Annotated in this window: 25 protein-coding genes and 1 pseudogene; 13 read left to right on the plus strand and 13 right to left on the minus strand. The window is 62.2% G+C overall.

The window, feature by feature from the left end:
- Positions 1-40 precede the first annotated feature (40 nt).
- Complete coding sequence (locus tag C8K58_RS15545) at positions 41-1411, plus strand: aromatic acid/H+ symport family MFS transporter (protein WP_027604691.1); 1371 nt, start codon at positions 41-43, stop codon at positions 1409-1411.
- Positions 1412-1490: 79 nt separating this feature from the next.
- On the opposite strand, the gene C8K58_RS15550 is transcribed toward C8K58_RS15545, so the two are convergent.
- The gene (locus C8K58_RS15550; protein ID WP_027604690.1) at positions 1491-2294 is read right to left on the minus strand and encodes a SirB1 family protein; all 804 of its coding nucleotides are present in this window, start codon (positions 2292-2294) and stop codon (positions 1491-1493) included.
- Positions 2295-2479: 185 nt separating this feature from the next.
- Between C8K58_RS15550 and C8K58_RS15555 the strand changes: the two genes are divergently transcribed.
- Positions 2480-3499 (plus strand): Glu/Leu/Phe/Val dehydrogenase dimerization domain-containing protein, encoded by a 1020-nt coding sequence (locus C8K58_RS15555; RefSeq protein WP_027604689.1) that lies wholly within the window; start codon positions 2480-2482, stop codon positions 3497-3499.
- Positions 3500-3553: 54 nt separating this feature from the next.
- Here the strand turns inward: C8K58_RS15555 and C8K58_RS15560 are convergent, their stop codons facing one another.
- Positions 3554-3814 carry a YebG family protein gene (locus C8K58_RS15560; protein ID WP_012722374.1) on the minus strand — a complete coding sequence of 87 codons (261 nt, stop codon included), beginning with the start codon at positions 3812-3814 and terminating at the stop codon, positions 3554-3556.
- A 248-nt stretch (positions 3815-4062) separates the two neighbouring features.
- On the opposite strand from C8K58_RS15560, the gene C8K58_RS15565 reads away from it, so the two are divergent.
- Positions 4063-4551: a phosphate-starvation-inducible protein PsiE gene (locus C8K58_RS15565; protein ID WP_027604688.1), complete on the plus strand. Its 489-nt coding sequence runs from the start codon at positions 4063-4065 to the stop codon at positions 4549-4551.
- Here the strand turns inward: C8K58_RS15565 and C8K58_RS15570 are convergent.
- Both C8K58_RS15570 and C8K58_RS15575 read right to left on the minus strand, forming a co-directional pair.
- Positions 4548-4865, minus strand: a complete 318-nt coding sequence (locus C8K58_RS15570; RefSeq protein WP_027604687.1) for a DUF3509 domain-containing protein — start codon at positions 4863-4865, stop codon at positions 4548-4550. The two genes, C8K58_RS15565 and C8K58_RS15570, sit on opposite strands and share 4 nt — an antisense overlap.
- 299 nt (positions 4866-5164) lie before the next feature.
- Positions 5165-6320: pseudogene (locus C8K58_RS15575) on the minus strand (HAAAP family serine/threonine permease).
- Here C8K58_RS15575 and C8K58_RS32895 point away from each other — a divergent pair.
- Positions 6237-6413: a hypothetical protein gene (locus C8K58_RS32895; protein WP_305890774.1), complete on the plus strand. Its 177-nt coding sequence runs from the start codon at positions 6237-6239 to the stop codon at positions 6411-6413. The pseudogene C8K58_RS15575 and the gene C8K58_RS32895 overlap by 84 nt on opposite strands.
- A gap of 100 nt (positions 6414-6513) precedes the next feature.
- Here C8K58_RS32895 and C8K58_RS15580 read toward each other — a convergent pair whose 3' ends face one another.
- Positions 6514-7890, minus strand: coding sequence for an L-serine ammonia-lyase (locus C8K58_RS15580; RefSeq protein ID WP_092356229.1), 1377 nt, complete (start codon positions 7888-7890; stop codon positions 6514-6516).
- A 137-nt stretch (positions 7891-8027) separates the two neighbouring features.
- Between C8K58_RS15580 and C8K58_RS15585 the strand changes: the two genes are divergently transcribed.
- Both C8K58_RS15585 and C8K58_RS15590 read left to right on the plus strand, forming a co-directional pair.
- A complete protein-coding gene (locus C8K58_RS15585) occupies positions 8028-8975 on the plus strand; it encodes a LysR substrate-binding domain-containing protein (protein ID WP_027604684.1) in 948 nt (315 codons plus the stop codon).
- 213 nt (positions 8976-9188) lie between these two features.
- Positions 9189-9599 carry an HPF/RaiA family ribosome-associated protein gene (locus C8K58_RS15590; RefSeq protein WP_027604683.1) on the plus strand — a complete coding sequence of 137 codons (411 nt, stop codon included), beginning with the start codon at positions 9189-9191 and terminating at the stop codon, positions 9597-9599.
- 51 nt (positions 9600-9650) lie between these two features.
- Here the strand turns inward: C8K58_RS15590 and C8K58_RS15595 are convergent, their stop codons facing one another.
- The gene (locus C8K58_RS15595) at positions 9651-11162 is read right to left on the minus strand and encodes an MFS transporter (protein WP_027604682.1); all 1512 of its coding nucleotides are present in this window, start codon (positions 11160-11162) and stop codon (positions 9651-9653) included.
- Between the two features lie 105 nt (positions 11163-11267).
- Between C8K58_RS15595 and C8K58_RS15600 the strand changes: the two genes are divergently transcribed.
- Positions 11268-12140, plus strand: a complete 873-nt coding sequence (locus tag C8K58_RS15600) for a LysR family transcriptional regulator (RefSeq protein ID WP_098480332.1) — start codon at positions 11268-11270, stop codon at positions 12138-12140.
- On the opposite strand, the gene fecA is transcribed toward C8K58_RS15600, so the two are convergent.
- From fecA to C8K58_RS15615, 3 genes are all read right to left on the minus strand, one after another.
- Positions 12137-14482 (minus strand): TonB-dependent Fe(3+) dicitrate receptor FecA, encoded by a 2346-nt coding sequence (fecA, locus tag C8K58_RS15605; RefSeq protein WP_108573906.1) that lies wholly within the window; start codon positions 14480-14482, stop codon positions 12137-12139. The two genes, C8K58_RS15600 and fecA, sit on opposite strands and share 4 nt — an antisense overlap.
- A gap of 90 nt (positions 14483-14572) precedes the next feature.
- On the minus strand, positions 14573-15514 hold the full coding sequence (locus tag C8K58_RS15610; protein ID WP_027604679.1) for a FecR domain-containing protein: 942 nt from the start codon (positions 15512-15514) through the stop codon (positions 14573-14575).
- The gene (locus C8K58_RS15615; protein WP_027604678.1) at positions 15511-15999 is read right to left on the minus strand and encodes a sigma-70 family RNA polymerase sigma factor; all 489 of its coding nucleotides are present in this window, start codon (positions 15997-15999) and stop codon (positions 15511-15513) included. Before C8K58_RS15615 ends, C8K58_RS15610 begins: the two co-directional genes overlap by 4 nt.
- A 184-nt stretch (positions 16000-16183) precedes the next feature.
- Between C8K58_RS15615 and C8K58_RS15620 the strand changes: the two genes are divergently transcribed.
- From C8K58_RS15620 to C8K58_RS15640, 5 genes are read left to right on the plus strand one after another with little or no spacing between them, the layout of a single operon-like run.
- A complete protein-coding gene (locus C8K58_RS15620; protein WP_027604677.1) occupies positions 16184-16486 on the plus strand; it encodes a DUF3649 domain-containing protein in 303 nt (100 codons plus the stop codon).
- A complete protein-coding gene (locus C8K58_RS15625; RefSeq protein WP_108573907.1) occupies positions 16483-18057 on the plus strand; it encodes a PepSY domain-containing protein in 1575 nt (524 codons plus the stop codon). The genes C8K58_RS15620 and C8K58_RS15625 overlap by 4 nt, the downstream gene beginning before the upstream one ends.
- On the plus strand, positions 18058-18384 hold the full coding sequence (locus C8K58_RS15630; RefSeq protein ID WP_027604675.1) for a DUF3325 domain-containing protein: 327 nt from the start codon (positions 18058-18060) through the stop codon (positions 18382-18384). It abuts the gene before it with no gap.
- Between the two features lie 9 nt (positions 18385-18393).
- Positions 18394-18972 (plus strand): RNA polymerase sigma factor, encoded by a 579-nt coding sequence (locus C8K58_RS15635; RefSeq protein WP_027604674.1) that lies wholly within the window; start codon positions 18394-18396, stop codon positions 18970-18972.
- Entirely contained in the window at positions 18969-19946 is a 978-nt protein-coding gene (locus C8K58_RS15640) for a FecR family protein (protein ID WP_092356238.1), read from the plus strand. Before C8K58_RS15635 ends, C8K58_RS15640 begins: the two co-directional genes overlap by 4 nt.
- On the opposite strand, the gene C8K58_RS15645 is transcribed toward C8K58_RS15640, so the two are convergent.
- Together C8K58_RS15645 and yejK are read right to left on the minus strand one after the other, a co-directional pair.
- Positions 19947-20297 carry a glutaredoxin family protein gene (locus C8K58_RS15645; protein WP_108573908.1) on the minus strand — a complete coding sequence of 117 codons (351 nt, stop codon included), beginning with the start codon at positions 20295-20297 and terminating at the stop codon, positions 19947-19949.
- Positions 20297-21301, minus strand: coding sequence for a nucleoid-associated protein YejK (gene yejK / locus C8K58_RS15650; RefSeq protein WP_012722392.1), 1005 nt, complete (start codon positions 21299-21301; stop codon positions 20297-20299). Before yejK ends, C8K58_RS15645 begins: the two co-directional genes overlap by 1 nt.
- A 396-nt stretch (positions 21302-21697) precedes the next feature.
- Between yejK and C8K58_RS15655 the strand changes: the two genes are divergently transcribed.
- Positions 21698-21979, plus strand: coding sequence for an HU family DNA-binding protein (locus tag C8K58_RS15655; protein WP_003188840.1), 282 nt, complete (start codon positions 21698-21700; stop codon positions 21977-21979).
- A 67-nt stretch (positions 21980-22046) separates the two neighbouring features.
- Here C8K58_RS15655 and rlmF read toward each other — a convergent pair whose 3' ends face one another.
- Together rlmF and C8K58_RS15665 are read right to left on the minus strand one after the other, a co-directional pair.
- Positions 22047-23063: a 23S rRNA (adenine(1618)-N(6))-methyltransferase RlmF gene (gene rlmF / locus C8K58_RS15660; protein WP_027604671.1), complete on the minus strand. Its 1017-nt coding sequence runs from the start codon at positions 23061-23063 to the stop codon at positions 22047-22049.
- Between the two features lie 238 nt (positions 23064-23301).
- Complete coding sequence (locus C8K58_RS15665; RefSeq protein ID WP_108573909.1) at positions 23302-26148, minus strand: valine--tRNA ligase; 2847 nt, start codon at positions 26146-26148, stop codon at positions 23302-23304.
- Between the last annotated feature and the right edge of the window lie 103 nt (positions 26149-26251).

Raw genomic sequence — 26251 nt, forward strand, 5'->3', positions numbered from 1 at the left:
CGCAGAGCGTGAGCACAATAATAAAAACAGGTACCTTGCGATGCACAATCAGATTGCCAGCTTTCGCGCGGCACTCGATGCCCGTCCGGTGTCGCGCTACCAGTGGTTGATTCTCCTGTTGCTGGCCTTGTTGCTGGTAACCGATGGCTACGATGCCCAGGTGCTGGGTTATGTGGTACCGGCGCTGGCGTCGGATTGGGGGCTGGAAAAGGCCGCGTTCGGACCGGTGTTCAGTGCCAACCTGCTGGGGCTGACCTTGGGCTCGTTGCTGGTGACACCCCTGGCCGACCGCTTTGGCGTTCGCCGCATCCTGCTGGGCTGCGTGCTGATCTACGCCAGCCTCACGGTGTTGATGGTCTTCGCCAGCTCGCTGACCACGCTGATGGCGGCGCGCTTTATCTGCGGTATCGGCATGGGCGGCGCGATGCCCAGTGCCATGGCGTTGATGTCGGACTATTCCCCGCCACGCTTGCGCACCTTGATGGTGACGTTGGCGGCGTGCGGCTTTTCGTTCGGCGGCGCAGCCGGTGGGTTTGTGGCCGCAGGATTTATCGACGGCTTTGGCTGGCAGGCGGTGTTTCTTGCCGGCGGCGTGACGCCGTTGCTGCTGTTCCCTTTCCTGGTGTGGCTGCTGCCGGAATCCCTGCCGCGCCTGCTGCGCGATGCGCCGCCGTATGCACGCTTGCATAAGGTCACCGCGCGCATGTTGCCCGGGTGGCGTGCGCCGCTGGCGGGCGAGGACGAAAACCGCCGCGAGCAGGGCAGCCCGTTGACGGTGGTGGAGCTGTTTCGCCATGGCTATGCACGCCCGACCGTGCTGATCTGGGCGACCTTCTTTGTCAGCCTGATCCTGCTGTATTTCATGATCAGCTGGTTGCCGTCGCTGCTGCTGGAAAGTGGCCTGGCGTTGAGTGAAGCCAACCTGGTGACCTCAATGTTCCTGTTCGCCGGCACCTTGGGGGCCATCGGCATGGCCTGGTTTGCCGATCGATTGAAGCACAAGGTGCGGCTGTTGTCCGGCGTGCTGGCGGCAGCGGCGGTGTGTACCGTGCTGCTGGGGCTGAACCACGACAATCCGCGCTATCTGGTGGCCTGTGTGTTTGCCGCCGGGTTTTGCATCATCGGCGGGCAACTGACCCTTAATGCTTTCGCCAGCAATTTTTATCCGGCGCATGTACGCGCCACCGGTACGGGTTGGGCATTGGGTGTAGGGCGCTTCGGCTCAATCCTGGGCCCGTTGCTGGGCAGCATGCTGCTGGCGATGCATATTCCGGTGCAGCAGATTTTCTTCTTCTGCGCGATTCCGGCGGTGATCGCGGCGTTGTTGATCATTCAAGTGCGCTCGCCCGCGACTGACGCGCCGAAGAGCCCTTTGCATGGCGATATCCTCAAGGTGCCGGCCAATCACTGAAGATGTTGCATCTACATCGAGCAGGATCACCACATAAGCCCGCTTGCCACAGGGAAATAGGCGCTTGAGAGCAGTGGGTTCAATGCACCACGGAGTTGGGTGGCAGGTGCCCCAGGCGTTCAGTCAGGCGCAGGCGTTGGATCGGGTCTTCGCTGAGCATCAACGCGTGTTCCAGGTCGAAGCGCTCGGCGTTGGGGCAGTCCAGGCGTTGATACAGGCTGGCCCGCGCGAGGTAATCGGCAGCGCTGGCATTGCCCAGTTCCAGCACGCGTTCGGCGTCGATCAGCGCGGCCAGGGGGTTGTCATTGGCCAGGTGCAACTGGCGCAGGTTGCGGGACAACCGTTGCAGGATCGAACGGGGTTCGGCGGTGTGCAGGTGATCGGCCTGCAACTTGAGGTTGGGACCATACTGGCGTTGCAGCAGCTCGCGGCAGTCGTTGGGGTACAGGCGTCGCCCGCCGCAAGGGTCCAGCAAGTGATCGGCACCGGGCACCCGCAGCAGGAAGTGGCCGGGGAAGTTGACGCCGACCATGGGAATGCCCAGGCGTCGCGCCAGCTCCATGGCAATCAACCCCATGGCCAGGGGTTGCCCGCGTTTGCGTTGCAACACCTTGTCCAGCAGGGCGGCGGCGGGGCGCAGCGGGGTGAAATCATCCTGGGCGAAGCCGAGGTCATTCATACCTCGCAGCAAGGGTTGGCCCAGTTCATCCGCTGGCAGCAGGGGCATGCCCAGGCTGACCTGTTGCTCGAGCAATTTCAGGTCCTGCATGATCAACGCCGGTTGCACCGCCGGGTCATGCTCGGCGGCGATCCACAGCGCGGCTTCAAACAGCGCGGGGGGCGAACGTTCCAGGCAGGCGAAAAAAGCGTGACGGGGATTCATTGCATTCTCCGGCGAATGCCCCCGTTTTAGCCTTGCTGGGAATTTTCGTCCAGTGGCTTAAGAAATATCCTATCCGCTTATGTCACAAGACCTACAAAACCGGACGGCTTATTCCAGCGCACTTCGGCAGTTTTCTGCCGCAAGCCTATACTTGGCGACACAAGAAGTGATTCGGGAGCTCGACGATGTTTGCTCTCATGCACAGCACCCGCCTTGAATCGCTGCACCTGAGCATCGACCCGGTGACGGGGTTGAAGGCGGTCATAGCCATCCATAACAGCCGCCTGGGCCCTGCCCTGGGTGGTTGTCGCTACCTTGCCTACCCCGACGATGAAAGCGCCGTGGCGGACGCCGCGCGCCTGGCCCAAGGCATGAGCTACAAGGCCGCCCTGGCCGGGTTGCCGGTGGGGGGCGGGACGGCGGTGATCCTGCGCCCCGCCCATGTGGAAAACCGTGCGGCGCTGTTTGAAGCCTTTGGTCGTTGCATCGAGCAACTCGACGGTCGCTACATCACCGCCACCGACAGCGGTACCTCGGTCGCCGACATGGACTGCATCGCCCAGCACACTCGCTTCGTTACCAGCACCACCGCCGCCGGCGACCCCTCGCCCCATGCCGCCATGGGCGTGTTCGCGGGTATCCGCACCACCGCCATGGCCCGCCTGGGCAGCGACAACCTCGAAGGCTTGCGCGTAGCTATCCAGGGCCTGGGCAACGTGGGCTTCGCCCTGGCCGAACAACTGCACGCCGCCGGCGCCGAACTGTTGGTCAGCGACATCGACCACGGCAAGGTGCAGCTGGCCATGGAACAGCTCGGCGCGCACCCTATCGCCAACGACGCCTTGCTCAGCACCCCGTGCGACATCCTCGCGCCCTGCGGCCTGGGCGCAGTGTTCAACCGCCAGAGCGTCGGCCAGCTCCGCTGCGCCGCCGTCGCCGGTTCCGCCAGTGCGCAACTGACCAACCTGCAAGTGGCCGACCAACTCGAAGGCCGCGGCATCCTCTACGCCCCGGACTACGTGATCAACTCCGGCGGCCTGATCTACGTCGCCCTCAAGCACAGCGGTGCCGAACTGCCGACCATCACCGCGCACCTGTCCAACATCGGCACGCGCCTGACTGAAATCTTCGCCCACGCCCAGGCCGAAAAACGCTCACCCGCACGGGTCGCGGACGAACTGGCCGAGCGCCTGCTCTACAAATAGGCCAGGCATTAAAAAGGCCCTGAATCATCGACTCAGGGCCTGTTCAATTCGGGCTTATTCCGCCGGTGCGTTCAGCAACTCGGACAATGCATCCGGTTGGCTCTTGAACGCCTTGGCAAACACATCGCGATTCTTCGCCATGTAGATCCCGGCTTCCTCCACCTGCTGCTCGCTCAGGGACGGCACGGCTTTTTGCAACACTTCTGCGAGCAACTCAGCGAGTTCAAGCATCTTGTCATGACGGTCAGCTTCGGCTTTATCCATGAACAAACGCTCCAGATCTCGGCTGCTGCGGTATACCACTTCGACGGCCATTCACCACCTCACATGCCTTCACGATAGTTGTCTTTTGCGACTACTGTATTTATATACAGCGAAAAGGGTAAGCCAAACCGTGGGGTTTGGGTAGCAGTTTTTTAATGTAGCCCGTAAATACAGGCCAGGCGTGCCTCATGTCACCCCGCCATCATCTTATACCCGCCTCTGGCCTTTTTTCTGCATGCAGAACAACCGTCACGTCCAACCCGCATTATCCGGTCGAACCGACCTAAGGAAGCACCATCGTGAAATTTAATTGGGCCGAAAAGCTGCGCCATCAAGTCCATGGGCTGGCCGAGTCCCTGGGTAACCTGTTTGTCGAGTCGTTCCACTACCTGGCGTTGTTCGCCATCGGTGCGGTGACCGCCTGGGCAGCAGTGATGGAATTCCTGGGGATGCTGGAGAACGGGCACATCAAGATCGACGACATCCTGCTGCTGTTCATCTACCTGGAATTGGGCGCGATGGTCGGGATTTATTTCAAGACCAACCACATGCCGGTGCGCTTCCTGATCTACGTGGCGATCACCGCGCTGACGCGCCTGTTGATCTCCAACGTGTCCCACCACAATCCGCCCGACCTCGGCATCATCTACCTGTGCGGCGGGATTCTGCTGCTGGCGTTTGCGATTCTGGTGGTGCGCTACGCGTCGTCGGCGTTTCCGTCGGTGAAGGTCGAAGGCCCGCGTCGCAAGGGCGAGGCGAGCCTGGAGACCGAGAAGGGTGAGCTTTAAAGCCCGACGCTGAAGGGCAGGGCGCGGGCCGGTGGCCGCTGCAGCAGTTTGTGGCTGTCGCCGTCCGTCATCACCGCCAGAATCTCCATGGCGCTGTGGCCCTGCTCAATGGCGATGCCGAATTGAATGCTTTGCACCAGGCGTTTGAGCCGTTGCGGGTCGTTGCGTTGTTCGGCGCTGATCATGCGTTTGGCCACTACGCCCGTCTCGTCCGAGAGGGTGAGCATGATGCTGCCGTCGAGCCGTTGGATGCTCAGGTTGACACGGTATTTTGGGGTGAAGGTGTCGGTGATGATCTGAAAAGGATTGTCCATGATGCGTTACCGCCTGATAAGAACATGCAGTCATTGACGACCGGTGTCGTGATTAGTTCGCGTTGCCTGACCACCGGCCACTCCGTCGCTGAGGTGGTACAAATTCCGTTTACCTCATGGGCTGTACAGCAAAGGGCGTGCCGTACAGCGATCTGTCAAACAATGAGCTCCTTATGTGGGAGGGGGCTTGCTCCCGATAGCGGTGCATCAGTCAATGAATACTTGGCTGATGCACCGCTATCGGGAGCAAGCCCCCTCCCACATGGGTTTTATGTTGTTATTGAGGTTGGTGATCCGTTTCAGGGCAACACGGAAAAAACGATCGCAGACAGCGCAATCAGCCCGATCAGCACCACAAACACATTCGACACCTGGCCCGAATACTGGCGTAAAGCTGGCACGCGATGGATGGCGTACATCGGCATCAGGAACAGCAGGCAGGCGATGATCGGCCCGCCCAGGGTTTCGATCATGCCCAGGATACTCGGGTTGAAGGTGGCCACGGCCCAGCAGGTCAGCACCATGAACAGCGCGGTGCAGCGTTCCAGCCATTTGGATGACATCGAACGGTCACGCCCGCGCAGGGATTTGACGATCAGCCCCTGGAAGCCTTCGCTGGCGCCGATGTAGTGGCCGAGGAAGGACTTGGTAATCGCCACCAGCGCGATCAATGGCGCGGCGTAAGCGATCACCGGCGTCTGGAAATGGTTGGCCAGGTACGACAGGATCGAAATGTTCTGCGCCTTGGCCGCCGCCAGGTCAGCCGGCGACAGGGCCAGCACGCAGCTGAAGCAGAAGAACATCACCGTCAGCACCATCATGCCGTGGGCCGTGGCGAGGATGCCGCTGCTTTTGCGTTCGGCCAGCGGGCCGTACACGCGCTTCTGGTCGACGGCGAAGGCGGAGATAATCGGCGAGTGGTTGAATGAGAACACCATCACCGGGATCGCCAGCCATAGCGTGTTGAAAAACACTGGCAGGGGCATGCCTTCGCTGGCGGAGGCGAAGAAGGCGCCGTTCCAGTTGGGGATCAGGCTGAGCGCCAGCAACAGCAAGGCGGCGACGAACGGATAGACCAGCACGCTCATGGCCTTGACGATCACACCCTGGCCGCAGCGCACAATGGCCATCAGGCCGAGGATCAGTACCAGCGACAGGATCGCCCCGGGGCGGCGGCGCCAGGTGCAGTTGGTGCTCCATAAAGCTGCCCAGGGTGTTGGTCAGTGCCACGCTGTACACCAGCAGGATCGGGAAGATCGCAAAAAAATACAGCAGGGTGATCAGCTTGCCCGCACCGACGCCGAAGTGTTCTTCGACGACTTCGGTGATGTCGCCGGATTTGCCTGACAACACAAAGCGCGTCAGCCCACGGTGGGCAAAGAAGGTCATCGGGAAGGCCAGCAGCGCCAGCACGATCAACGGCCAGAAGCCGCCGACGCCGGCATTGATCGGCAGGAACAAGGTGCCGGCGCCGATGGCGGTGCCGTAGAGGCCGAGCATCCACGTGGTGTCGTGTTGGGTCCAGCCAGTGGTAACGGTAGTGTCTAAAGCAGGATTTTCAGCCGCAGGTGTACGTACATCGGTCATCGTTATTGCCTCGTTATTATTTTTGCGCGGGCTCACGTTGGGGCGGGACGAAGTGCTCCGATCAGCACTCCACCCAGCTGACCGCCAGGCCGCCCCGTGAAGTTTCTTTGTATTTGTCGTGCATGTCGGCGCCGGTATCGCGCATGGTGCGGATCACCCGGTCGAGGGAAATGAAGTGCTTGCCGTCACCGCGCAGGGCCATTTGCGTGGCGTTGATGGCCTTGACCGCGGCGATGGCATTGCGCTCGATGCACGGCACCTGCACCAGGCCGCCGACCGGGTCGCAGGTCAGGCCGAGGTTGTGTTCCAGGCCGATTTCGGCGGCGTTTTCCAGTTGCTCGGGGGTGGCGCCGAGGATGTCGGCCAAGCCGGCGGCGGCCATGGCGCAGGCTGAACCGACTTCGCCCTGGCAGCCGACTTCGGCACCGGAGATCGAGGCGTTTTTCTTACACAGAATGCCGACGGCTGCGGCGGCCAGGAAGAAATTGATCACATCGTCGTCAGACGCGTCGGCATTGAACTTCATGTAGTAGTGCAGCACCGCCGGGATGATCCCCGCTGCGCCATTGGTCGGCGCCGTGACCATGCGCCCGCCTGCGGCATTTTCTTCGTTGACGGCGAGGGCGAACAGGTTGACCCATTCCATGGCCGACAAGGTCGAGGTGATCACATTGGGTTTGCCGATTTCCAACAGGCTGCGGTGCAATTTCGCCGCACGCCGTGGCACGTCCAGGCCACCGGGCAGGATGCCTTCATCGCGCAAGCCTTGTTCCACACATTCGCGCATCACCGACCAGATATGCAGCAGGCCGCTGCGGATCTGTTCTTCGCTGCGCCAGGCGCGTTCGTTGGCCATCATCAATTCCGAAACCCGCAGGCCGTGCTGGTTGCACAGGGCCAGCAGCTCGACGGCGCTGGAGAAGTCGTAGGGCAATTGCACATCGTTGGCCGGCGCGATGCCCGAAGCCGCTTCAGCGGCTTCGATGATGAAACCGCCACCCACCGAATAATAGGTCTGCTCGCTGAGCAGGCCGTTGTCGCCGTAGGCGTGCAGGGACATGGCGTTGGGGTGGTAGGGCAGGCTTTCGTCCAGCAGCAGGAGGTCTCTTTGCCAGTTGAAGGCAATTTCCTGTTGACCGGCCAGCAACAACTGTCCGGACTCGCGCAGCTGTTGGATTCGCGTGTTGATCGAAGTGGGATCGACCTGATCCGGCCATTCGCCCATCAAGCCCATGACGCAGGCGCGGTCGGTGGCGTGGCCGACACCAGTGGCGGACAGCGAGCCATACAGGCGCACTTCGACCCGGCGCGTTTCACTCAGCAAGTGCTGGTCGTTCAAGGCCTGGGCGAAGGTCGCCGCCGCGCGCATGGGGCCGACGGTATGGGAGCTGGACGGGCCGATGCCCACTTTGAATAGGTCGAAAACGCTGATAGCCATGCTAAAGCCTTACAAGCAATGGAGTAGGAATCGCTGCCATGTTTTGTAGGACGAGCGCAATTGGCGCGATACTGAGCCTCTGGATCGGCACTGACCAACGAATTATCCTAAGACACTCTTTAGCAGGACTAAACCCTATGGCTCGCCCTCTCCATGGCCAGACTTACGTCTGGTTGCACGTGTTTTCCTGCGCTGCCCGGCATCTGTCGTTCACCCGCTGCGCCGAAGAACTGCACATCACGCCGGGGGCGGTGAGCCAGCAAATCCGCCAGTTGGAGGAGCGCCTCGGGTTTCGGCTGTTTCATCGACGGGCACGGGGGGTGGAGCTGAGTGCCGAGGGCCAGCGCCTGGCGGCAACGGTGGGGGAAGCCTACGGCAGCATCGACGCCGAGTTGCAGCGGTTGGATGCGGGAATGATCAGCGGCACGCTTCGCCTGCGCTCGATTCCATCATTTCTCGGCAAGTGGCTGACCCCACGCCTACCGCGCTTGCAGCAGCGCTTCCCGGATATCCAACTGCGCATGGTCGCCGAGGACAGCAGCATCGCCCTGCACGAAGGCGACTTTGACCTGGCCATCGACCTCAATGACGGCAGCTACCCTGGCCTGTTATCCACAGCCCTGCTGGATGAGCAGATTTTCCCGGTCTGCGCCCCCAGCCTGTTGCGGGGTCGACCGCCCTTGCACGGTCCGGCCGATCTCGCGCATTTCCCGCTGCTGCACGACATTACCGCCTGGCGTGGGAGTTATGAGTATGCGGAGTGGGAGTTCTACCTGAATGCCATCGGCTATCACGTCGCCGATGTACGCCGTGGCCACACCTTCAATCGCAACCACCTGACCATCGAAGCCGCCATCGCCGGCATGGGCGTGGCGATTGCGCGACGCACCTTGCTCAATGATGAGCTGGAACGTGGCACCTTGATCGTGCCGTTCGGCCTCGCGGTGCCCAACCACAAACGTTATGTGCTGCTGTATGCGCCGGGCGCCCTGAACCATCCGGGCGTGCGCGCGGTGCATGACTGGCTGGTGGAGGAAGCAGGCATTTTTCGCGCCTTGCACCCGCTGGGGGAAGGGCAATTGTGAGGGGCGCGGAGCGTAAGAAGATGTAACTAACTCCCTACCCTAACAGTGTTTCTGCTTGTCGTCAGGGTTAATTTGTAATGTGGGATTTATCTTTGCAAAGGGGTTGAAATGTTTCTCTGACTGCTCAATTGTGTAATCAAGAGGTCATGGTTTCACCACCCCGGTGTTGCAGTTTGTGACCTCTCGCGAGCTAGCTGAAATAAGGGAAGAACTATGCAAATCCAAGTCAATAGCGATAACCATATTGAAAGCAGCATCCGACTGGAGGAGTGGGTACGTACTACCATTGAGAGCACGCTCGAACGTTATGAAGAAGACCTGACCCGAGTGGAGGTCTACCTGCGGGATGAGAACGGCGACAAGCCCGGTCCCCACGATTTAAGTTGCCGACTGGAAGCGCGGCCAAAAGGCCATCAACCGCTGTCGGTGTCCGCCAAGGGCGATACCCTGGAACAAGCGATTGACAGCGCGGCCACCAAGCTGGATCACGCATTGGAACATCTGTTTGGTCGACTGCAAGGCAAGCCCCGCGCTGCCGCGAAAAACCAGCCCATTAACAAAGTGAATGAAGACGCGCTGGAACAGGAATTCCTGGAAAACGAAAACGCGGTCATCAACGGCTGACGTTCTTTTCACCCCCTGCAAACGGGCCTGCATCTGCAGGCCCGTTTTCGTTCAGGCGCCGCGTCGGAAAAAATACCGGCTCAACAGCGCCAGCCCCCCAGCGCCCAACCCGGCAAACAGCATCGCCCAACCGGCGCCGTGGCGCAGTGCCGCCTTAGCATCGTTGGCTGCCAGCCCCATCGACTCCAACTTTCCTGCGGCAATGTTCTGGCTGATGGCCGGCCACTCCATTGACGTGGTGGCGGGCAGCATCTCGGCCAGCTGATGGCTGATCCCCAACAACAGCACCAGCCCCATCAGGGCAATGTTGAGCGCCAGGGTGATCAGCCGCGCACTGAGGTCGATGCCGGAGGCCATGCCCGCGCGGTCGGCCGATACCGAGCCGGTGGTGGTATTGGTGGTGGGCGAGTTGGTCAGCGCCAGGCCTGCGCCGGCGATCACGCAGCTGAGCAGCACCAGCCCGATACGTGGGTGCTCGGCGCCGTTGACGGCGGCCATGGCGAGAAAGCCCGCGCCCATCAGGCCCAGGCCGAGGGGGATGATGCGTTCGGCGCCATAGCGCAGGGCCAGGCGCTCGGCCAGCGGCGGTACCAGCAAGGTCGGCAGGGTATAGGCGAGCAGCGCGGCGCCGGTGGTCAAGGTGTCGTAACCCAGGCCCGCCTGAAAGTACAACGGCAGGTAGATCATGAACGGCCAGAAGCTGAAGTTCATGCCGATCGAACCCATCAACGCACCGTTGAAACGCTGGATGCGGAACACCGAGAAGTCGAACATCGGGTGCGCACTGCGGAGCTCGACCGTGATGAACAGCAGCAGGCCGAGCCCCGACAACGCCGCCCAACCGAGCATGGCCGGTGTGCCGAAACCGTGCTCGCTGCCTTGGGTGATGAAGTACACCAGGGCAAACACCGACAGGGTCAAGGTGAGCATGCCGGCGATGTCCAGGCGATGGGCGGCCGGATCGCGGGATTCCTGCACGCTGATGCGCAGCAGCGCCAGGGTGAACAGGGTGAGCGGCACATGCACGAGGAACACCCAACGCCAATCCGCCACCGCCAGGATCAATGCGCCGATCATCGGACCGAAGCCCAGGCCCACGCCGGCAATCACGCCCCATATTGCAAACGCCCGCGCCCGCGCTGCCGGTTCGCGAAACAGGTGCGACAGGATGGCGAACTGGCAAATCATCATCGCCCCGGCGCCGATGCCCTGGACAAACCGCGCTGTGATCAGCAGCGAGGCATCCCCGGCCAGCCCGCAGGCCAGTGAAGCCAGGCCAAACACCCACAGGCACAACACCAGCATGCGGCGGCGACCAAAGCGATCCGCCAACGTGCCCGCCGCCATCAGCACGCTCGTGCAGGCCAGGGTGTAGGCGTTCATGATCCACTGGGCGTCCTGGAAGCCCGTGCCCAACTCCCGCTCGAGCGTCGGCAGGATCACCGGCACGCTGGAAATCTCCAGGCCGAACATCAGGGCGACAAGGCACACGGCCGTGAGGGCCAGCCCATTCCTGGCGGTACGCGGGGGGCTGGCGGTGGTTAGCGTGGCGGCGGGTGGCATGGGATTCTCCTGTGGATGAAGTGTCGCGTTATTTTCAGGGGAATCTGTTTCGTTATTCGTGATAAGTTTTCCGCTGATAAGGGAATTCAGGGCGACAATCGAGCCATGACGACACCGCGTTTTGATGGCGTTGAGCTGTTTCTGCACATCGTCGAAAGCGGCAACCTGACCGAGGCCGCCGAACGGCTGAACCTCACCCGTTCGGCGGTCGGCAAGGGCCTGGCGCGATTGGAAGCACGCCTGGGCACGTGCCTGTTGCAGCGCTCCACCCGCCGCCAGCGGCTGACCGAGGACGGCCAGGCGTACTACGAGCATTGCCTGCGCGCGTTGGCGGAACTCGAGGCGGCCGAATCGGTGCTGGAAAGCGGCCGGCAACAGCCACGCGGCCGTTTGCGGGCCAGCTTGCCACTGGCCTTCGGGCATCACTACGCAGCCCCGGCATTGTGGGGGTTGATGGCGCGCTATCCGGAATTGGAGATCGAGATCAGCTTCGCCGATCGGCTGGTGGACCTGGCAAAGGAAGGCTTCGACGTTGCCGTGCGGATCGGCCCCCTGCCCGACACCGACCGCCTCAGTGCACGTCGCCTGGGCGAACAGGCCGTGGAGCTGGCGGCGTCACCGGCGTACTTGCAGCGCGTCGGGCCGATTGAATGCATCGAAGACCTTGCCGGCCATCGCGGCATCGCCTATCGCAGCACGACCTCGCAGCGCAATCCCGTGGCCTCGCCGTTGATGATGGACGACCTCCAGGCCGTGGCCGATGCCGCCATCGCGGGCGTCGGCCTGGCCTGGTTGCCGAGTTGGTTGATTGCGCACTATGTGCTGCGTGGGCAGTTGGTCGCGGTGTTGCCCGGCTATCGCGAGCAACCCGCGCCGATCCATGTGATCTGGCCGACAGCCGTGCATATGCCGGCCAAGACCCGTTGTGCAATCGACGCACTGGTCGCCGCCACCCCCAGTTGCCTGGCGGGCAGTTAGAACGCGATGGAGGTCTGCACGTACAGCGTACGCGGCTCACCCACGTATTTGCCCTTGTTGTTGTCGTCGAACGAGCGGGTGAAGTACTGCGTGTTGAAGATGTTCTTCACGCCGACCGCCACATTCAGATCCGACAGTTGCGGGCCGAAGTCATAGGCTGCGCGGCTGCTGAACAGCATGTAGCCGGGGATTCGACCGTTGGCGCCGTCAGCACTTTCTGCCTGGGTGTTGGCGTTGTCGGCGAACTGGCTGCTCTGATAGCTGCTGTCCACATTGAGTTTCCAGCGCCCTTCGGTGTAACCCACGCCGAGGGTGCCCTTGTGCTTGGACGAGAAGGGCACGCGGTTGCCTTTGTTCGGGCCGTCTTCGCGGATGGTGGCGTCGACGTAGGCGTAGGTAGCGTACACATCGAAACCGGCCAGCGCCGGGCTCAAGCCATCGAGGGCGTAGTTGACGCTGGTTTCAATACCCTGGTGGCGCGTTTCGCCGCGGGCGATCACCGAATCGTTGGTCTGGTTGCTTTCATACTGGTTGTCGAAGTTGATCAGGAACGCGCCGATCTCTGCGCGCAAGGTGCCGTCGTCATAGCGGGTACCCAGTTCCCAGGTGCGGGCTTTTTCCGGTTTCACTTCACCGCTGGTCACACGGTTGGGCATCTGGCTGTACTGCACGCTGCCGAATGAACCTTCGGTGTTGGCGTACAGGTTCCAGTCGTCGGTCAGGTGATAGAGCACGTTCATCGCCGGCAGCGCGGTGTTGTAGTCGCCTTTGTATTTGACGTTGGTCAGGTTGTTGCTCTGCTGGGACTCGATCATCTCGTAGCGGATGCCCGGGGTGATGGTCCATTTGCCGATATCAATCCGGTCATCGACGAAGAACGCATTGGCTTCGGTGCCGCCACGGGTGTCGCGGTCGTTGCGGCTGTCGGTGCTGGGGATTTGCTGGTTGTTGGCGGAAATCGGCGTGCGGTAGCGCAACTCGTGGCCGGCTTCGTTGATGTAGCGGTAGCCGACGCCCACTTCATGGCTGGTCGGGCCGAGGTCAAAGCCCTGGGCGAAACGGGTTTCCACGCCGCGCACCCAATACTCACGCGGGGACAGCGACAGGAACGTGCCCTGGTCCAGGTAGCCGCTGCGCAGGGTCTTGGTGAAGAAGCTGTTGACGGTGAATTCGCGGCGGTCCTGCTCGTATCGATAGCCGACGTTGAACATCGTACGGCGGCCCCAGAATTTGTCGTAGGGGCGGGTGGACTGATACGGATCGGCCTTGTAGTCCGCGACGTTCAAGCCCCCAGGCATATCGGCCTGGCCTTCGTAGTACTGCGCCATGGCGTTGAAGCTGTTGGCGTCGTCGAGCTGGTATTTGCCTTTGAGGATCAGGTCGTCGATGCGCGTGTTGCTGTTTTCGCGCCAGTCGCCGCCACGGGTGCCGGAATACAAAATCGCGCCGCCCAGGCCATTCTCGGCAGTGCCGCCGGCCAGCAGGTTGCCGGTGGTCTTGAAGCCGTCATGGCTGGAAGACGGGCTGGTCTCGGTCTGCAAGCCACCTTTGACGGTGGGTGCATCCGGGATCGCGCGGGTCACGAAGTTGACCACGCCGCCGACGTTCTGCGGGCCGTAGCGCACTGCGCCGCCGCCACGCACCACGTCCACGGCGTCCATGTTGCCCATGCTGATCGGTGCGAACGACAGCTGCGGCTGGCCGTACGGCGCGAACGGCACCGGGATACCGTCCATCAGCACTGTTGAGCGCGAGGCCAGGCGCGGGTTGAGACCGCGAATGCCGAAGTTCAGCGCCATATCGTGGCTGCCGGTGCCGTTATTGTCCGGGGCGTTGACGCCGGGGATGCGGTTGAGCACGTCCTTGGCCTGGGTGGCGCCCTGGCGTTCGAACGCTTCGCGGCGGATCACGTCACGGGCGCCGGGGTGTTCGAAGACATTGGTTTGCGCCGCATCGCCGAGCCAGTCGCCGACCACGCTGGAGGTCGCCAACTCGACAGCCGCCGGCGCCGGCGCCGTTGCCGGTTGCAGGCTGTAGGCGTTGTCGCCTTCGGCACGGGCTTGCAGGCCAGTACCTTCCAGCAGCTTCTGCAGGCCTTCGGCGGCGCTGTAGCTGCCGGACAAACCACGGCTTTGCATGCCCGCCGTGACTTCGGAACCGAAGGAAATCAACACGCCGGCTTCACGGCCAAACTGGTTCAGGGCTGCTTCCAGCGAGCTGGGCGCGATGTGATACGGCTTGGCATCGGCCGCCATCACGCAAGGCAGTACGGTCAGGCTGAGGCTGGCGCCCAGCAGCAGTTGGCGCAAGGTGCGGGCGAGAAGGGTGGGGTGCTGGGGCATGAAGGGCGGTCCTGAGAAGGAAGGATCAAGGTGGCTTTCCTTCTCTGTCACGCGAGGTGCGGAAAACGGCTCACGGTGGCTGAAAATAATTTACGCACGGGCCTGGACGCTCACCCAATAGCGGGTAAAACGCCGCACCTTGACCGGCAGGCTGACCTCCAGCAGGTCGAGGATGCGTTCGCTGTCGTCCAGCGGGTAGCTGCCGGACAGCAGCAGGTTGGCGACCTGCGCATCGCAATGGAGCTGGCCACGGCGGTAGCGGCCCAGTTCGGCGAGAAAGTCCTCCAGGCGCATATGCGCGGCCACCAGCATGCCGTCGGCCCAGGCGCCGCTGTTGGCATCGGTAGCTCGCGGGGTGTCCCAGCCCTTGCGGGTGAAATTGACCTGGCGTGCCGCGTCGACCGTCAGGGGCAGGCCGCTGTAGGTATTGGGCATCACCTCGACGCGGCCGTCGAACACCGCCAGTTGGGTGTGGTCGTTGAACTGGCGCACATTCAGGCGCGCCGCCTGGCTGCTGAGCAGGCCCTGGCCGGTCAACACCTGCAGCGGCGTGCTGCCGGCATTGGCGGTGAGCAGGATCTCGCCTTCGAGCAGGCGGATCAGCCGTTGCCGACCGTCGAAGTGCACATCCACGGCGCTGCCGGTATTGAGTTGCAACTGGCTGCCGTCGGCCAGTTGCACCTTGCGCCGTTGGCCGACGGGGCTGCGGTAGTCGGCGCTCAGCGGCGGCAGGATATGCTGCTGGCGCAGGCTCCAGGCCGCGGCCGAACCGGCGCCGAGGATCAGCAACAACTTCAGCGCCTGGCGCCGGCTGCTGGACTTAGGTGCGTTCAAGGCCGCATGGGCCAGGGGCGAGGGCATGCCGCGCAGGCGCTGGTTGACGCGCTGGATATGGTCCCAGGCGCGCTGATGTTCGCTATGGGCATTCAGCCAGTGTTGCCAGGCCGCCTGCTGGCGTGGGTTGAGCGCGCCTTGCTGCATTTCCATCAGCCAGTGCACGGCCTGTTCGGCAACCTGGGTCGAGACATTCATAGGGCGAAATAGCAGCGCATGGCGGCTTTATTCAGGTGGCGTTTGACGGTGGCGATGGAGATGCCCAGTTCGGCACCGATCTGCGCATACGTCAGGCCGTCGAGTTGGGCCAGCAGGAACGCGCGCTTGACCAGCGTGGGTAAGCCGTCGAGCAACTGGTCCAGCTCCAGCAGGGTTTGCAGGATGATCGCGCGCTCTTCTTCGGATGGCGCTACCTGTTCAGGCATCTGCGCCAAGGCGTCGAGGTAGGCGCGTTCCAGGTCCTGGCGGCGGTAGAAGTTGAACAACACGCGCTTGGCGACCGTGGTGAGGAACGCGCGGGGCTCGACCAGCGTCGGCGCCTCCCGTGCGGTCAGGACCCGGATGAAGGTGTCCTGCGCCAGGTCTGCCGCACTTTCCGGGCAGCCGAGCTTGCGTCGCAACCAGCCGGTGAGCCAGTGGTGATGGTCGTTATAGAGCACTTCGACAGTGTTGGACGGCTGCAACGCGATCTCCCTTTTGTGCATGCCGGCAAAATCTCGGCATGCTTTAGAGAACAAGAATTGTTCGCATTGTAGGGGGCCGCCAACCGTTCGGCAATGTGCGAAGGCAGGTGTTTCATCCGTTCTGTTTTGCTTATGAGAATATTTATCATTAATATTGCGCGCTGATGAACCTGGCGCCTCCCGCATGAAAAGCAAAACCTCACTGCCTGCTTCCTATCGTCTCGCCGTTACGTCGCGCGTGCTGGCTGCTGTCGTCGGCGGTTACCTGATGGCGTCCCTGGCCAGCATCTGCCTGGCGCTGTGGATGCCAACGTCCCGCGCCGATGCGGTGATTACCGGGATGATGAGTTCGTTCGTGTTCTACCTGTTGGCAGTGCTGTGGTGTTTCGCCTGCCGTACGGCATGGCGCGCGTGGTGCGGCGTGATGCTGCCGAGTGCGGCGTTTGCCACCCTGGCGGGCGTGGGCTTGTGGATGGCACGCACATGAAAGAGGGCTTTCGCCAGGCCATGGCCTGGTTGCACACCTGGGCCGGGCTGATCTTTGGCTGGCTGCTGTTTGCGATTTTCCTGACGGGCACCCTGGCCTATTTCAAGGATGAGATCACTCACTGGATGCAACCCGAAGTGCAGGCCCATCCCCTGGATGATGCGCGCAGTCTGAGTGTCGCCCAGGACTACCTGCAGAAGGTCGCACCCACGGCCGCACGCTGGTTCATCACCTTGCCGGATAGCCGCGACCCTGGCCTGTCGGTGATGTGGCAAGACAAGGTCGACCCCGGCAAACGCGGCAATTTCATTCAGAAAACCCTCGACCCCGTGAGCGGTCAAGCCGTAGAGGCCCGGGAAAGCATGGGCGGGGATTTCTTCTACCGCTTCCACTTCCAGCTGCAAATGCCTTACCCATGGGGCCGCTGGCTGTCGACCATTGCAGCGATGGTGATGTTCGTGGCGTTGATCACGGGCATCATCACCCACAAGAAAATCTTCAAGGACTTCTTCACCTTCCGCCCCCGCAAAGGCCAGCGTTCCTGGCTCGACGGGCATAACGCGGTGGGTGTGCTGGTGCTGCCGTTCCACCTGATGATCACCTACAGCAGCCTGGTGATTTTCATGAGCATGGTGATGCCGGCGCCGATCGTGGCCTCCTATGGCAACGACACCCGGGCCTTCTTCAATGACGTGTTCCCCGCCACCAACAACGCGCCGGCGCTGGGCCAGCCCGGCCAATTGCTGTCATTGCTGCCGATGTACGAGCAGGCGAGGGCGCAGTGGGCGGGTGGGCATGTCGGGCGGTTGGCGGTGAACAACCCGAGTGATGTAAACGCTTCGGTGAACCTGTTCCGTGCCAGCTCCGACCGCGTGGTGCATGACTTCGGCAGTACCGTGTCGTTCAACGGCAACACCGGCGAGTTGTTGCGGGTCAGCGCTGAACAATCGCTGCCGGCGGCGATCGGCGGCAGCTTCTATGGCCTGCACATGGGCCATTTCGCCGGTCCGGTGCTGCGCTGGTTGTACTTTATCTGCGGCCTGGCGGGCACGGCGATGATCGGCACGGGGCTGGTGATCTGGCTCGGCAAGCGGCAACTCAAACATGCAAAAAGCGGCGTGATGCCGTTTGAACTGCGGCTGGTGGAAGTGCTGAACATCGCCAGCATGTCCGGGCTGTTGATCGCCATTGCAGCCTTCTTCTGGGCCAACCGTTTATTGCCGGTGGGCTTTGCCGAGCGCTCCGATTGGGAAGTGCAGGCCTTCTTTATCGCCTGGGGCCTGAGCCTGTTGCACGGGATCCTGCGCCGGGGCCGCCAGGGTTGGGTTGAGCAATTGAGCTTCGCAGCACTGCTGTTTGCTGCAATCCCGTTGCTCAATGCCCTGACCACATCGCAGCACTTGGGCGCTTCACTGGCGACGGGCGACTGGGCCATGGCCGGCTTCGACCTGACCTGCCTGGCCAGCGGCGTGTTCCTCGCCTGGGCAGCCTGGAAGATGCAGCACCGCAAGGCCCCGCAGCCCAAGACCGAACGGGCGCCGCCGCTGCGGCTCAAGCCGGAGGCGAACTGAATGCTTCTCGCGCTGCTGATGTGTTACGCCGGGTTCACCGCCTTGTGCCTGTCCACCGACCGTCACCACGGCGAACTGCTGCACAGCAAGCCATCGCCTCGGCGGCGTATTGCTTTGCGCGTCATCGGTTGGCTGCTGCTGACCGTGTCGATCTGGCCCGCCGTGGCTGTCGCCGGTTGGGGCCTGGGCCTGGTGGAGTGGTGCGCGGTGTTGATGCTCAGCGCCCTGTTGCTGGTGCTGTTGTTGCCGTATCGGCCAAGGCTGGCCTTGCTCCTGGCAGGCGTCGGCCTGCTGGCCAGCCCTGTTGCCGCCTTCGCAACGTTCTGAGCCGCGGCCATGATGATCAGCACCCCACCCGATTCCCAGGACAGCCCGCAGGCTGACGCGGCGGGTGGGCGTGCGCATTTCCTGCAGGTGTTCCTGTCCCAGCGTTCGCAGATGGAAGCGTTGGTGAGCCGACGTGTCGGGTGCCGCGCCACGGCGGCCGACCTGGTGCAGGACCTGTTCCTGCGGTTTTGGCGTCGGCCATTGGTGCAGGTCGAAGAACTCAGCACCTACCTGTTGCGCTGCGCCGGCAATATCGCCATCGACCACCTGCGCAGCGAAGGCGCGCGGGTGCGCAGCAGTGAAGGCTGGCTGCCGGAGCAGCAGGATAACCAGGGCTCAGAGCCCCAGGCGGCGCTCGAGGCGGGCAACGACCTGCGGCATGTCGAAGCCGCCCTGCGCAGCCTGCCGGAGCGCACCCGGCAGATCTTCCTGCTCAACCGCATTCACGGGCGCAAGTACGCACAAATCGCCAAGGCCATGGGCCTGTCCCAAAGCGCCGTGGAAAAACATATGATGCGTGCCCTCGAAGCCTGCAAAGCCAGCCTTCGCGAACCATCGCCATCGCGCACGCCAGGGAAAGCACCGTGAATCCGACCCCCACGCCAGACCAGGAACAAGCCGCACTGGCCTGGCTGAGCCTGTTGCACGACCAGCCCAGCAGTGGCGACCAGGCCACGTTCAGCCGCTGGCTACGGGCCGATCCTGCGCACGTCGAAGCCTATGCCCAGGCCCAGGTGCTTTGGGAGTTGAGCGAAGTGCCGGCACGCCAACTGGCGGATGAGGATGCGCTGGCATTGCAGGGCTACCTTAATGCGATGAACACCCCTGGGCGCTCGCGGGTGGTGCGCTGGTCCGGCGCACTGGCCATGGCGGCGTGCCTGGTGTTGATGGTGTCCATGGGCGCCGGTTGGCAGCCTTCGCGGTGGATCGATGATTTCGGCGCCGATTACGTGAGCGCACCGGGAGAAGTGAAGACCGTCACCCTGGCTGATCAATCCCAGGTCACGCTGGATGCGGACAGCGCCATTGCCGTGGACTTCAGCCACGGTGAGCGGCATATCCAATTACGTCGCGGTGCAGGTTTTTTCAGCGTCACCCACACCGGCGAGTCCTTTGTGGTCGAGGCGGGCGGCGGCGAAGCGCGGGTGCTGGGGACGCAGTTCGAAGTGCGCCTGCAACCGGCAGGGGCCGAGGTGACGGTGTTGTCGGGGCGGGTCGGCGTGACCGCGTCGAAACAGGGCCCACAGCAAATTCTGACGGCGGGCCAGCAAGTGGCCTACGCCGATGGCAGCGCCGATCCCTTGCACGCGGTCGACAGCGAATCCCGCCTGGCCTGGCGGGATGGCTGGCTCAACTACTACAAGGCACCGCTGGCCGATGTGGTCAAGGACCTGGGGCGTTACTACCCTGGCCGCATCCTGCTGCTCAGCGAAGAGATGGGTGCCAGGCGCGTCAGCGGCAGCTTCCCGAGCAAGGACCCGCAGGCGGTACTCAACGCCTTGCAAGCGGTGCTGGGGTTCGAGCAGCACAGCCTGTTGGGGCGGGTGATCGTGGTCCGCTGATTACTTCAGCGCGGCCATGATCGCGTCAGGGTTGTAGTCGCGAATCAGCGTCCCGTTGACGTCCACAAACGGAATCCCGCCACCGCCCAGTGCTTCATACGCCTTGCGCGCCTGGGCGTCCTTCTCGATATCGACGGCCTGGTACGGAATGCTCTTCTGGTCGAGGAAGCGGCGGATCTGCTTGCAGTAGCCGCACCACTCGGTGGCATACAGCACCACCCGCGCCGAGGCCCGCGTCTGCTCCGGCACCACCTGGGAAGGGTTGAGCAGCCGCTCGACCTTGCCCCAGTTCTGGATAACCACCACCACCAGCAACACCAGCAGGACTTTCTTGAGGACCCCGCCGAGCATCAGTTACGGCGCTTGAGCTGGTCGGTCAATTGGGTCGGCAGGCCCTTGATGATCAGGGTGCCGGCGGCTTCGTCGTACTCGATCTTGTCGCCCAGCAAGTGTGCTTCAAAACTGATGGACAAGCCCTCGGCGCGCCCGGTGAAGCGGCGGAACTGGTTGAGGGTGCGTTTATCCGCCGGGATTTCCGGCGACAGGCCGTAGTCCTTGTTGCGGATATGGTCGTAGAACGCCTTGGGCCGATCTTCATCGATCAAGCCCGACAGCTCTTCAAGGCCCATGGGCTCGCCGAGCTTGGCCTGGCTGCTGGCGTAATCGACCAGGGTCTTGGTTTTTTCGCGGGCGGATTCGTCCGGCAGGTCTTCGCTTTCGACGAAGTCGCTGAAGGCCTTGAGCAGGGTGCGCGTCTCGCCCGGGCCGTCGACGCCTTCCTGGCAGCCGATGAAGTCGCGGAAGTATTCCGAGACCTTCTTGCCGTTCTTGCCTTTGATAAACGAGATGTACTGCTTGGACTGCTTGTTGTTCTGCCACTCGGACACGTTGATACGCGCTGCCAGGTGCAGTTGGCCCAGGTCCAGGTGGCGCGACGGGGTCACGTCCAGCTCGTCGGTCACCGCCACGCCTTCGCTGTGGTGCAGCAGGGCGATGGCCAGGTAGTCGGTCATGCCTTGCTGGTAGTGGGCAAACAGCACGTGGCCGCCGGTGGAGAGGTTGGACTCTTCCATCAGTTTTTGCAGATGTTCGACGGCGGTGCGGCTGAACGTGGTGAAATCCTGGCCACCCTCGAAATATTCCTTCAACCAGCCGCTGAACGGGTGCGCGCCGGATTCGGCATGGAAGAAACCCCAGGCCTTGCCTTGTTTGGCGTTGTAGCTCTCGTTGAGGTCGGCAAGCATGTTCTCGATGGCGGCCGACTCGGCGAGCTCGGAGTCGCGGGCGTGGAGAACTGCGGGTGTGCCGTCGGGTTTTTTGTCGATCAGGTGGACGATGCAATGACGGATCGGCATGGGCTTCTCGGCTGGTTGAAGGGGAGCGGTCGGCCTCCCCGAAAAGTCGCCCAGTGTACCGCACCCATTGGTCAAGACACGCGTCTAAGGGCATTTTGGATGCTCTCGGACGAGGCATATGCCTTTTTTTCACGGTTTAGAGCGATAAAGCTGACCAAATGGGTAGGTAGAAGCGGATATTTCCCCGTCTCTGTGCTAGTTTTGCCCCGTCTTACGCCAAGTCTCGGCGATAAGCGTGCATTCAGCATCTGTCAGGTCGAACCAATCCCCGTTTCAAGCATCTATAACCCCGATCTCCGTGGTTATAGCCGGGGGTGCCAGGCCATGACGGTCGGGCTCGACGGCTGACACTGCACTCTGCAATCCATATGAATTTGATAGGGAAGGAACACCACAATGGCTATTACTAAAGACCAACTGATCGCTGACCTGGCTGAAGCAGTAGACGCACCGAAAACCACCGTGCGCGCTCTGCTGGACCAACTGAGCCAAGTTGTTGCTGACCAGCTGGAAAACGGCGGCGAAATCACTCTGCCAGGCGTTGGCAAACTGAAAGTGACCGAGCGTCCTGCCCGTACTGGCCGTAACCCTTCGACTGGCGCTGCCATCGAAATCGCTGCCAAGAAAGTTATCAAGCTGGTTGTGGCCAAAGGCCTGACCGACGCTGTTAACAAGTAAGACGCAGCAAAAAAAACCGTGCTCCGGAGCGATCCGGGCACGGTTTTTTGTTGCCTGGGATTTGTCTCTATCGCACCCAGCGCTGGCGCCAGATCTGCTGTTCGTTCTTGGTCTGGAAGGTCCAGGCCACGAAACGGCTCTGCTTCTGGCCCTGGGACATTTCCACCACCTGGCTTTCCAGCACGCCGGCTTTTTTCAGGGCGGTCTCGATCGCGGGCAAGTTTGACGCTTTTGACACCAGGGTGCTGAACCACAACACCTTGTGGGCAAAGTGCGCACTCTCGGCGATCAACTGCGTCACGAAGCGCGCTTCACCGCCTTCACACCACAACTCGGCCGATTGGCCGCCGAAGTTGAGCACCGGCAATTTGCGCTTGGGATCGGCCCGGCCCAGGGCGCGCCACTTGCGCTCGCTGCCCTTGGTGGCTTCGTCCATGGACGCATGGAACGGTGGGTTGCACATGGTCAGGTCAAAACGCTCACCCGGCTCCAGCAGGCCCAGCAGGATGTGCTTGGGGTTTTCCTGCTGGCGCAACTGGATGACCTTGCTCAGGTCGTTGGACTGCACGATGGCCTTGGCGGCGGCCACGGCGATGGGGTCGACTTCCGAGCCGAGGAAGTTCCAGCGGTACTCCATATAGCCAATCAGTGGGTAGACGCAGTTGGCGCCCATGCCGATGTCCAGCACCTTGACGATTGAACCGCGCGGGATCTTGCCCTCGTTGACACTGGCCAGCAGGTCGGCGAGGAAGTGCACGTAGTCGGCACGTCCCGGTACCGGCGGGCACAGGTAATCGGCCGGGATGTCCCAATGCTGGATGCCATAGAAGGCCTTGAGCAACGCCCGGTTGAACACCCGCACCGCGTCCGGGCTGGCGAAGTCGATGCTCTCTTTGCCATAGGGGTTGATGATCACGAATTGCGCCAGTTCCGGCGTGGTCTTGATCAACGCCTGGAAGTCGTAACGGCCTGTGTGGCGGTTGCGTGGGTGCAGGGTAGCCTCTTTGCGCGGCGCGACGGGTTTGGCCGTGGCTGCGGTCTTAGGCTTCTTGCGTGGAGGTTTGGGCGTAGTGGGGGCGGTCATGATGATTCTGGTGTTGGCTCAAAGTGGCGGCCATTGTCACACATTCCCGAGGATAACTCGGTCAAATGTGGGAGGAGGCTTGCTCCCGATAGCGGTGGATCAGTCAAGACTAGCCTGGCTGACAGATCGCCATCGGGGGCAAGCCCCCTCCCACATTGACTGTATTGCCAGCAAGGGATTGGGAAACACCAGGCAAAAAAAGAGACCCGAAGGTCTCTTTTTTCACACGGATTGCCCCTTACAGGCTGGAAATCCGCGCATGTTGCTCCGCCAGCTTGCCCAAAGCCTGTTCGGCCTCGGCCAGCTTGGCGCGTTCCTTATCGATCACTTCAGCCGGTGCCTTGTCGACGAATGCCGCGTTGGACAGCTTGCCGCCCACCCGCGCCACTTCGCCTTGCAGGCGCAGGATTTCCTTGTCGAGACGGGCCAGTTCCGCGCCCTTGTCGATCAGGCCGGCCATCGGCACCAGCACTTCCATGTCGCCGACCAGCGCGGTCGCTGACAGTGGCGCTTCGGCGCCATCCGCCAATACAGTGATCGATTCCAGCTTCGCCAGCTTCTTGAGCAGCGCATCGTTCTCGGTGAGACGACGCTGGTCTTCGGCGCTGGCGTTCTTCACGAATACCGCCAGGGGCTTGCCCGGGCCGATGTTCATTTCGGCGCGGATGTTGCGCGTGCCGAGCATCAGGGTCTTGAGCCATTCGATGTCGCTTTCGGCCGCCTCATCGATACGTGCTTCGTTGGCCACCGGCCAAGGTTGCAGCATGATGGTCTTGCCGTCTTTGCCGGCCAGCGGCGCGAGGCGCTGCCAGATTTCTTCGGTGATGAACGGCATGAACGGATGCGCCAGGCGCAAGGCGACTTCGAGCACGCGTACCAGGGTGTGACGGGTGCCGCGCTGACGTTCGATCGGCGCGTTTTCGTCCCACAATACGGGCTTGGACAGTTCCAGGTACCAGTCGCAATACTGGTTCCAGATGAACTCGTACAAGGCCTGTGCGGCCAGGTCGAAACGGAACTGGTCGAGTTGACGGGTCACTTCGGCTTCGGTGCGCTGCAATTGCGAGATGATCCAGCGATCCGCCAGGGACAGCTCGATGGCCTCGCCGTTCTGGCCGCAGTCTTCGCCCTTGTCCAGCACGTAGCGCGCGGCGTTCCAGATCTTGTTGCAGAAGTTGCGATAGCCTTCGACGCGGCCCATGTCGAACTTGATGTCGCGACCGGTGGACGCCAGCGAGCAGAAGGTGAAGCGCAGCGCATCGGTGCCGTAGCTGGCAATGCCGTCGGCGAATTCGTCGCGGGTCTGCTTCTCGATCTTCTTCGCCAGTTTCGGCTGCATCAGGCCCGAGGTGCGTTTCTGTACCAGGGTTTCCAGGTCGATGCCGTCGATGATGTCCAGCGGGTCGAGGACGTTGCCCTTGGACTTGGACATCTTCTGGCCCTGGCCATCCCGCACCAGGCCGTGCACGTACACGGTCTTGAACGGTACCTGCGGGGTGCCGTCCTCGTTCTTCACCAAGTGCATGGTGAGCATGATCATCCGGGCAACCCAGAAGAAAATGATGTCGAAGCCGGTGACCAGCACGTCGGTGGAGTGGAATTTCTTCAGGAATTCGGTCTGCTGCGGCCAGCCCAGGGTGGAGAAGGTCCACAGGCCCGAGCTGAACCATGTGTCCAGTACGTCGTTGTCCTGTTGCAGTGCCACATCCGGACCGAGGTTGTGCTTGGCGCGTACTTCGGCTTCGTCGCGGCCCACGTAGACCTTGCCCGACTCGTCGTACCAGGCCGGAATGCGATGGCCCCACCACAGCTGGCGGCTGATGCACCAATCCTGGATATCGCGCATCCACGAGAAGTACATGTTTTCGTACTGCTTGGGCACGAACTGGATACGCCCGTCTTCCACGGCAGCAATCGCCGGCTCGGCCAGGGGCTTGGTGGACACGTACCATTGGTCGGTCAGCCACGGCTCGATCACGGTGCCGGAGCGGTCGCCCTTCGGCACTTTCAGGCCGTGGTCGTCGACGCTGACCAGCAGGCCGGCAGCGTCGAAGGCAGCAACGATCTGCTTGCGCGCTTCGAAACGGTCAAGGCCGGCGTATTCGGCCGGGATCTTGCCGTCGATGCTCTCGTTCAGCGTACCGTCCAGGTTGAACACCTGGCAGGCCGGCAGCACGGCGGCATTCTTGTCGAAGATATTCAACAGCGGCAGGTTGTGGCGCTTGCCGACTTCGTAGTCGTTGAAATCGTGGGCCGGGGTGATTTTCACACAGCCGGTGCCGAATTCAGGGTCGCAGTAATCGTCGGCGATGATCGGGATGCGGCGGCCTACCAGCGGCAACTCGACGAACTTGCCGATCAGTGCCTGGTAGCGCTCGTCGTTCGGGTTGACCGCGACCGCGGCGTCGCCAAGCATGGTTTCCGGACGGGTGGTGGCGACGATCAGGTAGTCGTTGCCCTCAGCGGTCCTGGCGCCGTCGGCCAGCGGGTACTTGAGGTTCCACAGGAAACCTTTCTCGTCGTGGTTTTCCACTTCAAGGTCGGAAATTGCCGTGTGCAACTTGGTGTCCCAGTTGACCAGGCGCTTGCCGCGGTAGATCAGACCGTCTTCATGCAGGCGCACGAAGGCTTCTTTCACCGATTCCGACAGGCCGTCATCCATGGTGAAGCGCTCGCGACTCCAATCGACGGACGAACCGAGGCGACGGATCTGACGGCTGATGTTGCCGCCGGACTGGTCTTTCCATTCCCAGATTTTTTCCAGGAATTTCTCGCGGCCCAGGTCGTGACGGTTCTGGCCGGTGGCTTCGAGTTGGCGCTCCACCAGCATCTGGGTGGCGATACCGGCGTGGTCGGTACCCGGTTGCCACAGGGTGTTGCGGCCCTGCATGCGGCGGAAACGGATCAACGCATCCATGATCGCATTGTTGAAGCCATGGCCCATGTGCAGGCTGCCAGTGACGTTCGGTGGCGGAATCATGATGGTGTAGGACTCGCCCGCGCCTTGCGGAGCGAAATAGTTCTCGGACTCCCAGGTGTTGTACCAGGAAGTTTCAATAGCGTGCGGCTGGTAGGTCTTATCCATGCGCGGCGGGACCCTAGTTGGCATATATTCAGGAAAGCCGGCAAGTATAACGGGGGATAGGGCGCAGGGCGAGGCGAAGGCGGGCTTAAGGTGCAGGCAATCA

It is taken from the genome of Pseudomonas sp. GV047 (assembly GCF_003058245.1).
Classification (GTDB): Bacteria; Pseudomonadota; Gammaproteobacteria; order Pseudomonadales; family Pseudomonadaceae; genus Aquipseudomonas; species Aquipseudomonas marginalis.

Excerpts from the sequence above, each read along its gene's own strand:
- C8K58_RS15545 (WP_027604691.1), top strand. The coding sequence starts at position 41 with ATGCACAATCAGATTGCCAGCTTTCGCGCGGCACTCGATGCCCGTCCG.
- C8K58_RS15550 (WP_027604690.1), bottom strand. The coding sequence starts at position 2,294 with ATGAATCCCCGTCACGCTTTTTTCGCCTGCCTGGAACGTTCGCCCCCC.
- C8K58_RS15555 (WP_027604689.1), top strand. The coding sequence starts at position 2,480 with ATGTTTGCTCTCATGCACAGCACCCGCCTTGAATCGCTGCACCTGAGC.
- C8K58_RS15560 (WP_012722374.1), bottom strand. The coding sequence starts at position 3,814 with ATGGCCGTCGAAGTGGTATACCGCAGCAGCCGAGATCTGGAGCGTTTG.
- C8K58_RS15570 (WP_027604687.1), bottom strand. The coding sequence starts at position 4,865 with ATGGACAATCCTTTTCAGATCATCACCGACACCTTCACCCCAAAATAC.
- C8K58_RS15580 (WP_092356229.1), bottom strand. The coding sequence starts at position 7,890 with ATGGCTATCAGCGTTTTCGACCTATTCAAAGTGGGCATCGGCCCGTCC.
- C8K58_RS15585 (WP_027604684.1), top strand. The coding sequence starts at position 8,028 with ATGGCTCGCCCTCTCCATGGCCAGACTTACGTCTGGTTGCACGTGTTT.
- C8K58_RS15590 (WP_027604683.1), top strand. The coding sequence starts at position 9,189 with ATGCAAATCCAAGTCAATAGCGATAACCATATTGAAAGCAGCATCCGA.
- C8K58_RS15595 (WP_027604682.1), bottom strand. The coding sequence starts at position 11,162 with ATGCCACCCGCCGCCACGCTAACCACCGCCAGCCCCCCGCGTACCGCC.
- C8K58_RS15600 (WP_098480332.1), top strand. The coding sequence starts at position 11,268 with ATGACGACACCGCGTTTTGATGGCGTTGAGCTGTTTCTGCACATCGTC.
- fecA (WP_108573906.1), bottom strand. The coding sequence starts at position 14,482 with ATGCCCCAGCACCCCACCCTTCTCGCCCGCACCTTGCGCCAACTGCTG.
- C8K58_RS15610 (WP_027604679.1), bottom strand. The coding sequence starts at position 15,514 with ATGAATGTCTCGACCCAGGTTGCCGAACAGGCCGTGCACTGGCTGATG.
- C8K58_RS15620 (WP_027604677.1), top strand. The coding sequence starts at position 16,184 with ATGAAAAGCAAAACCTCACTGCCTGCTTCCTATCGTCTCGCCGTTACG.
- C8K58_RS15625 (WP_108573907.1), top strand. The coding sequence starts at position 16,483 with ATGAAAGAGGGCTTTCGCCAGGCCATGGCCTGGTTGCACACCTGGGCC.
- C8K58_RS15630 (WP_027604675.1), top strand. The coding sequence starts at position 18,058 with ATGCTTCTCGCGCTGCTGATGTGTTACGCCGGGTTCACCGCCTTGTGC.
- C8K58_RS15635 (WP_027604674.1), top strand. The coding sequence starts at position 18,394 with ATGATGATCAGCACCCCACCCGATTCCCAGGACAGCCCGCAGGCTGAC.
- C8K58_RS15645 (WP_108573908.1), bottom strand. The coding sequence starts at position 20,297 with ATGCTCGGCGGGGTCCTCAAGAAAGTCCTGCTGGTGTTGCTGGTGGTG.
- yejK (WP_012722392.1), bottom strand. The coding sequence starts at position 21,301 with ATGCCGATCCGTCATTGCATCGTCCACCTGATCGACAAAAAACCCGAC.
- C8K58_RS15655 (WP_003188840.1), top strand. The coding sequence starts at position 21,698 with ATGGCTATTACTAAAGACCAACTGATCGCTGACCTGGCTGAAGCAGTA.
- rlmF (WP_027604671.1), bottom strand. The coding sequence starts at position 23,063 with ATGACCGCCCCCACTACGCCCAAACCTCCACGCAAGAAGCCTAAGACC.
- C8K58_RS15665 (WP_108573909.1), bottom strand. The coding sequence starts at position 26,148 with ATGGATAAGACCTACCAGCCGCACGCTATTGAAACTTCCTGGTACAAC.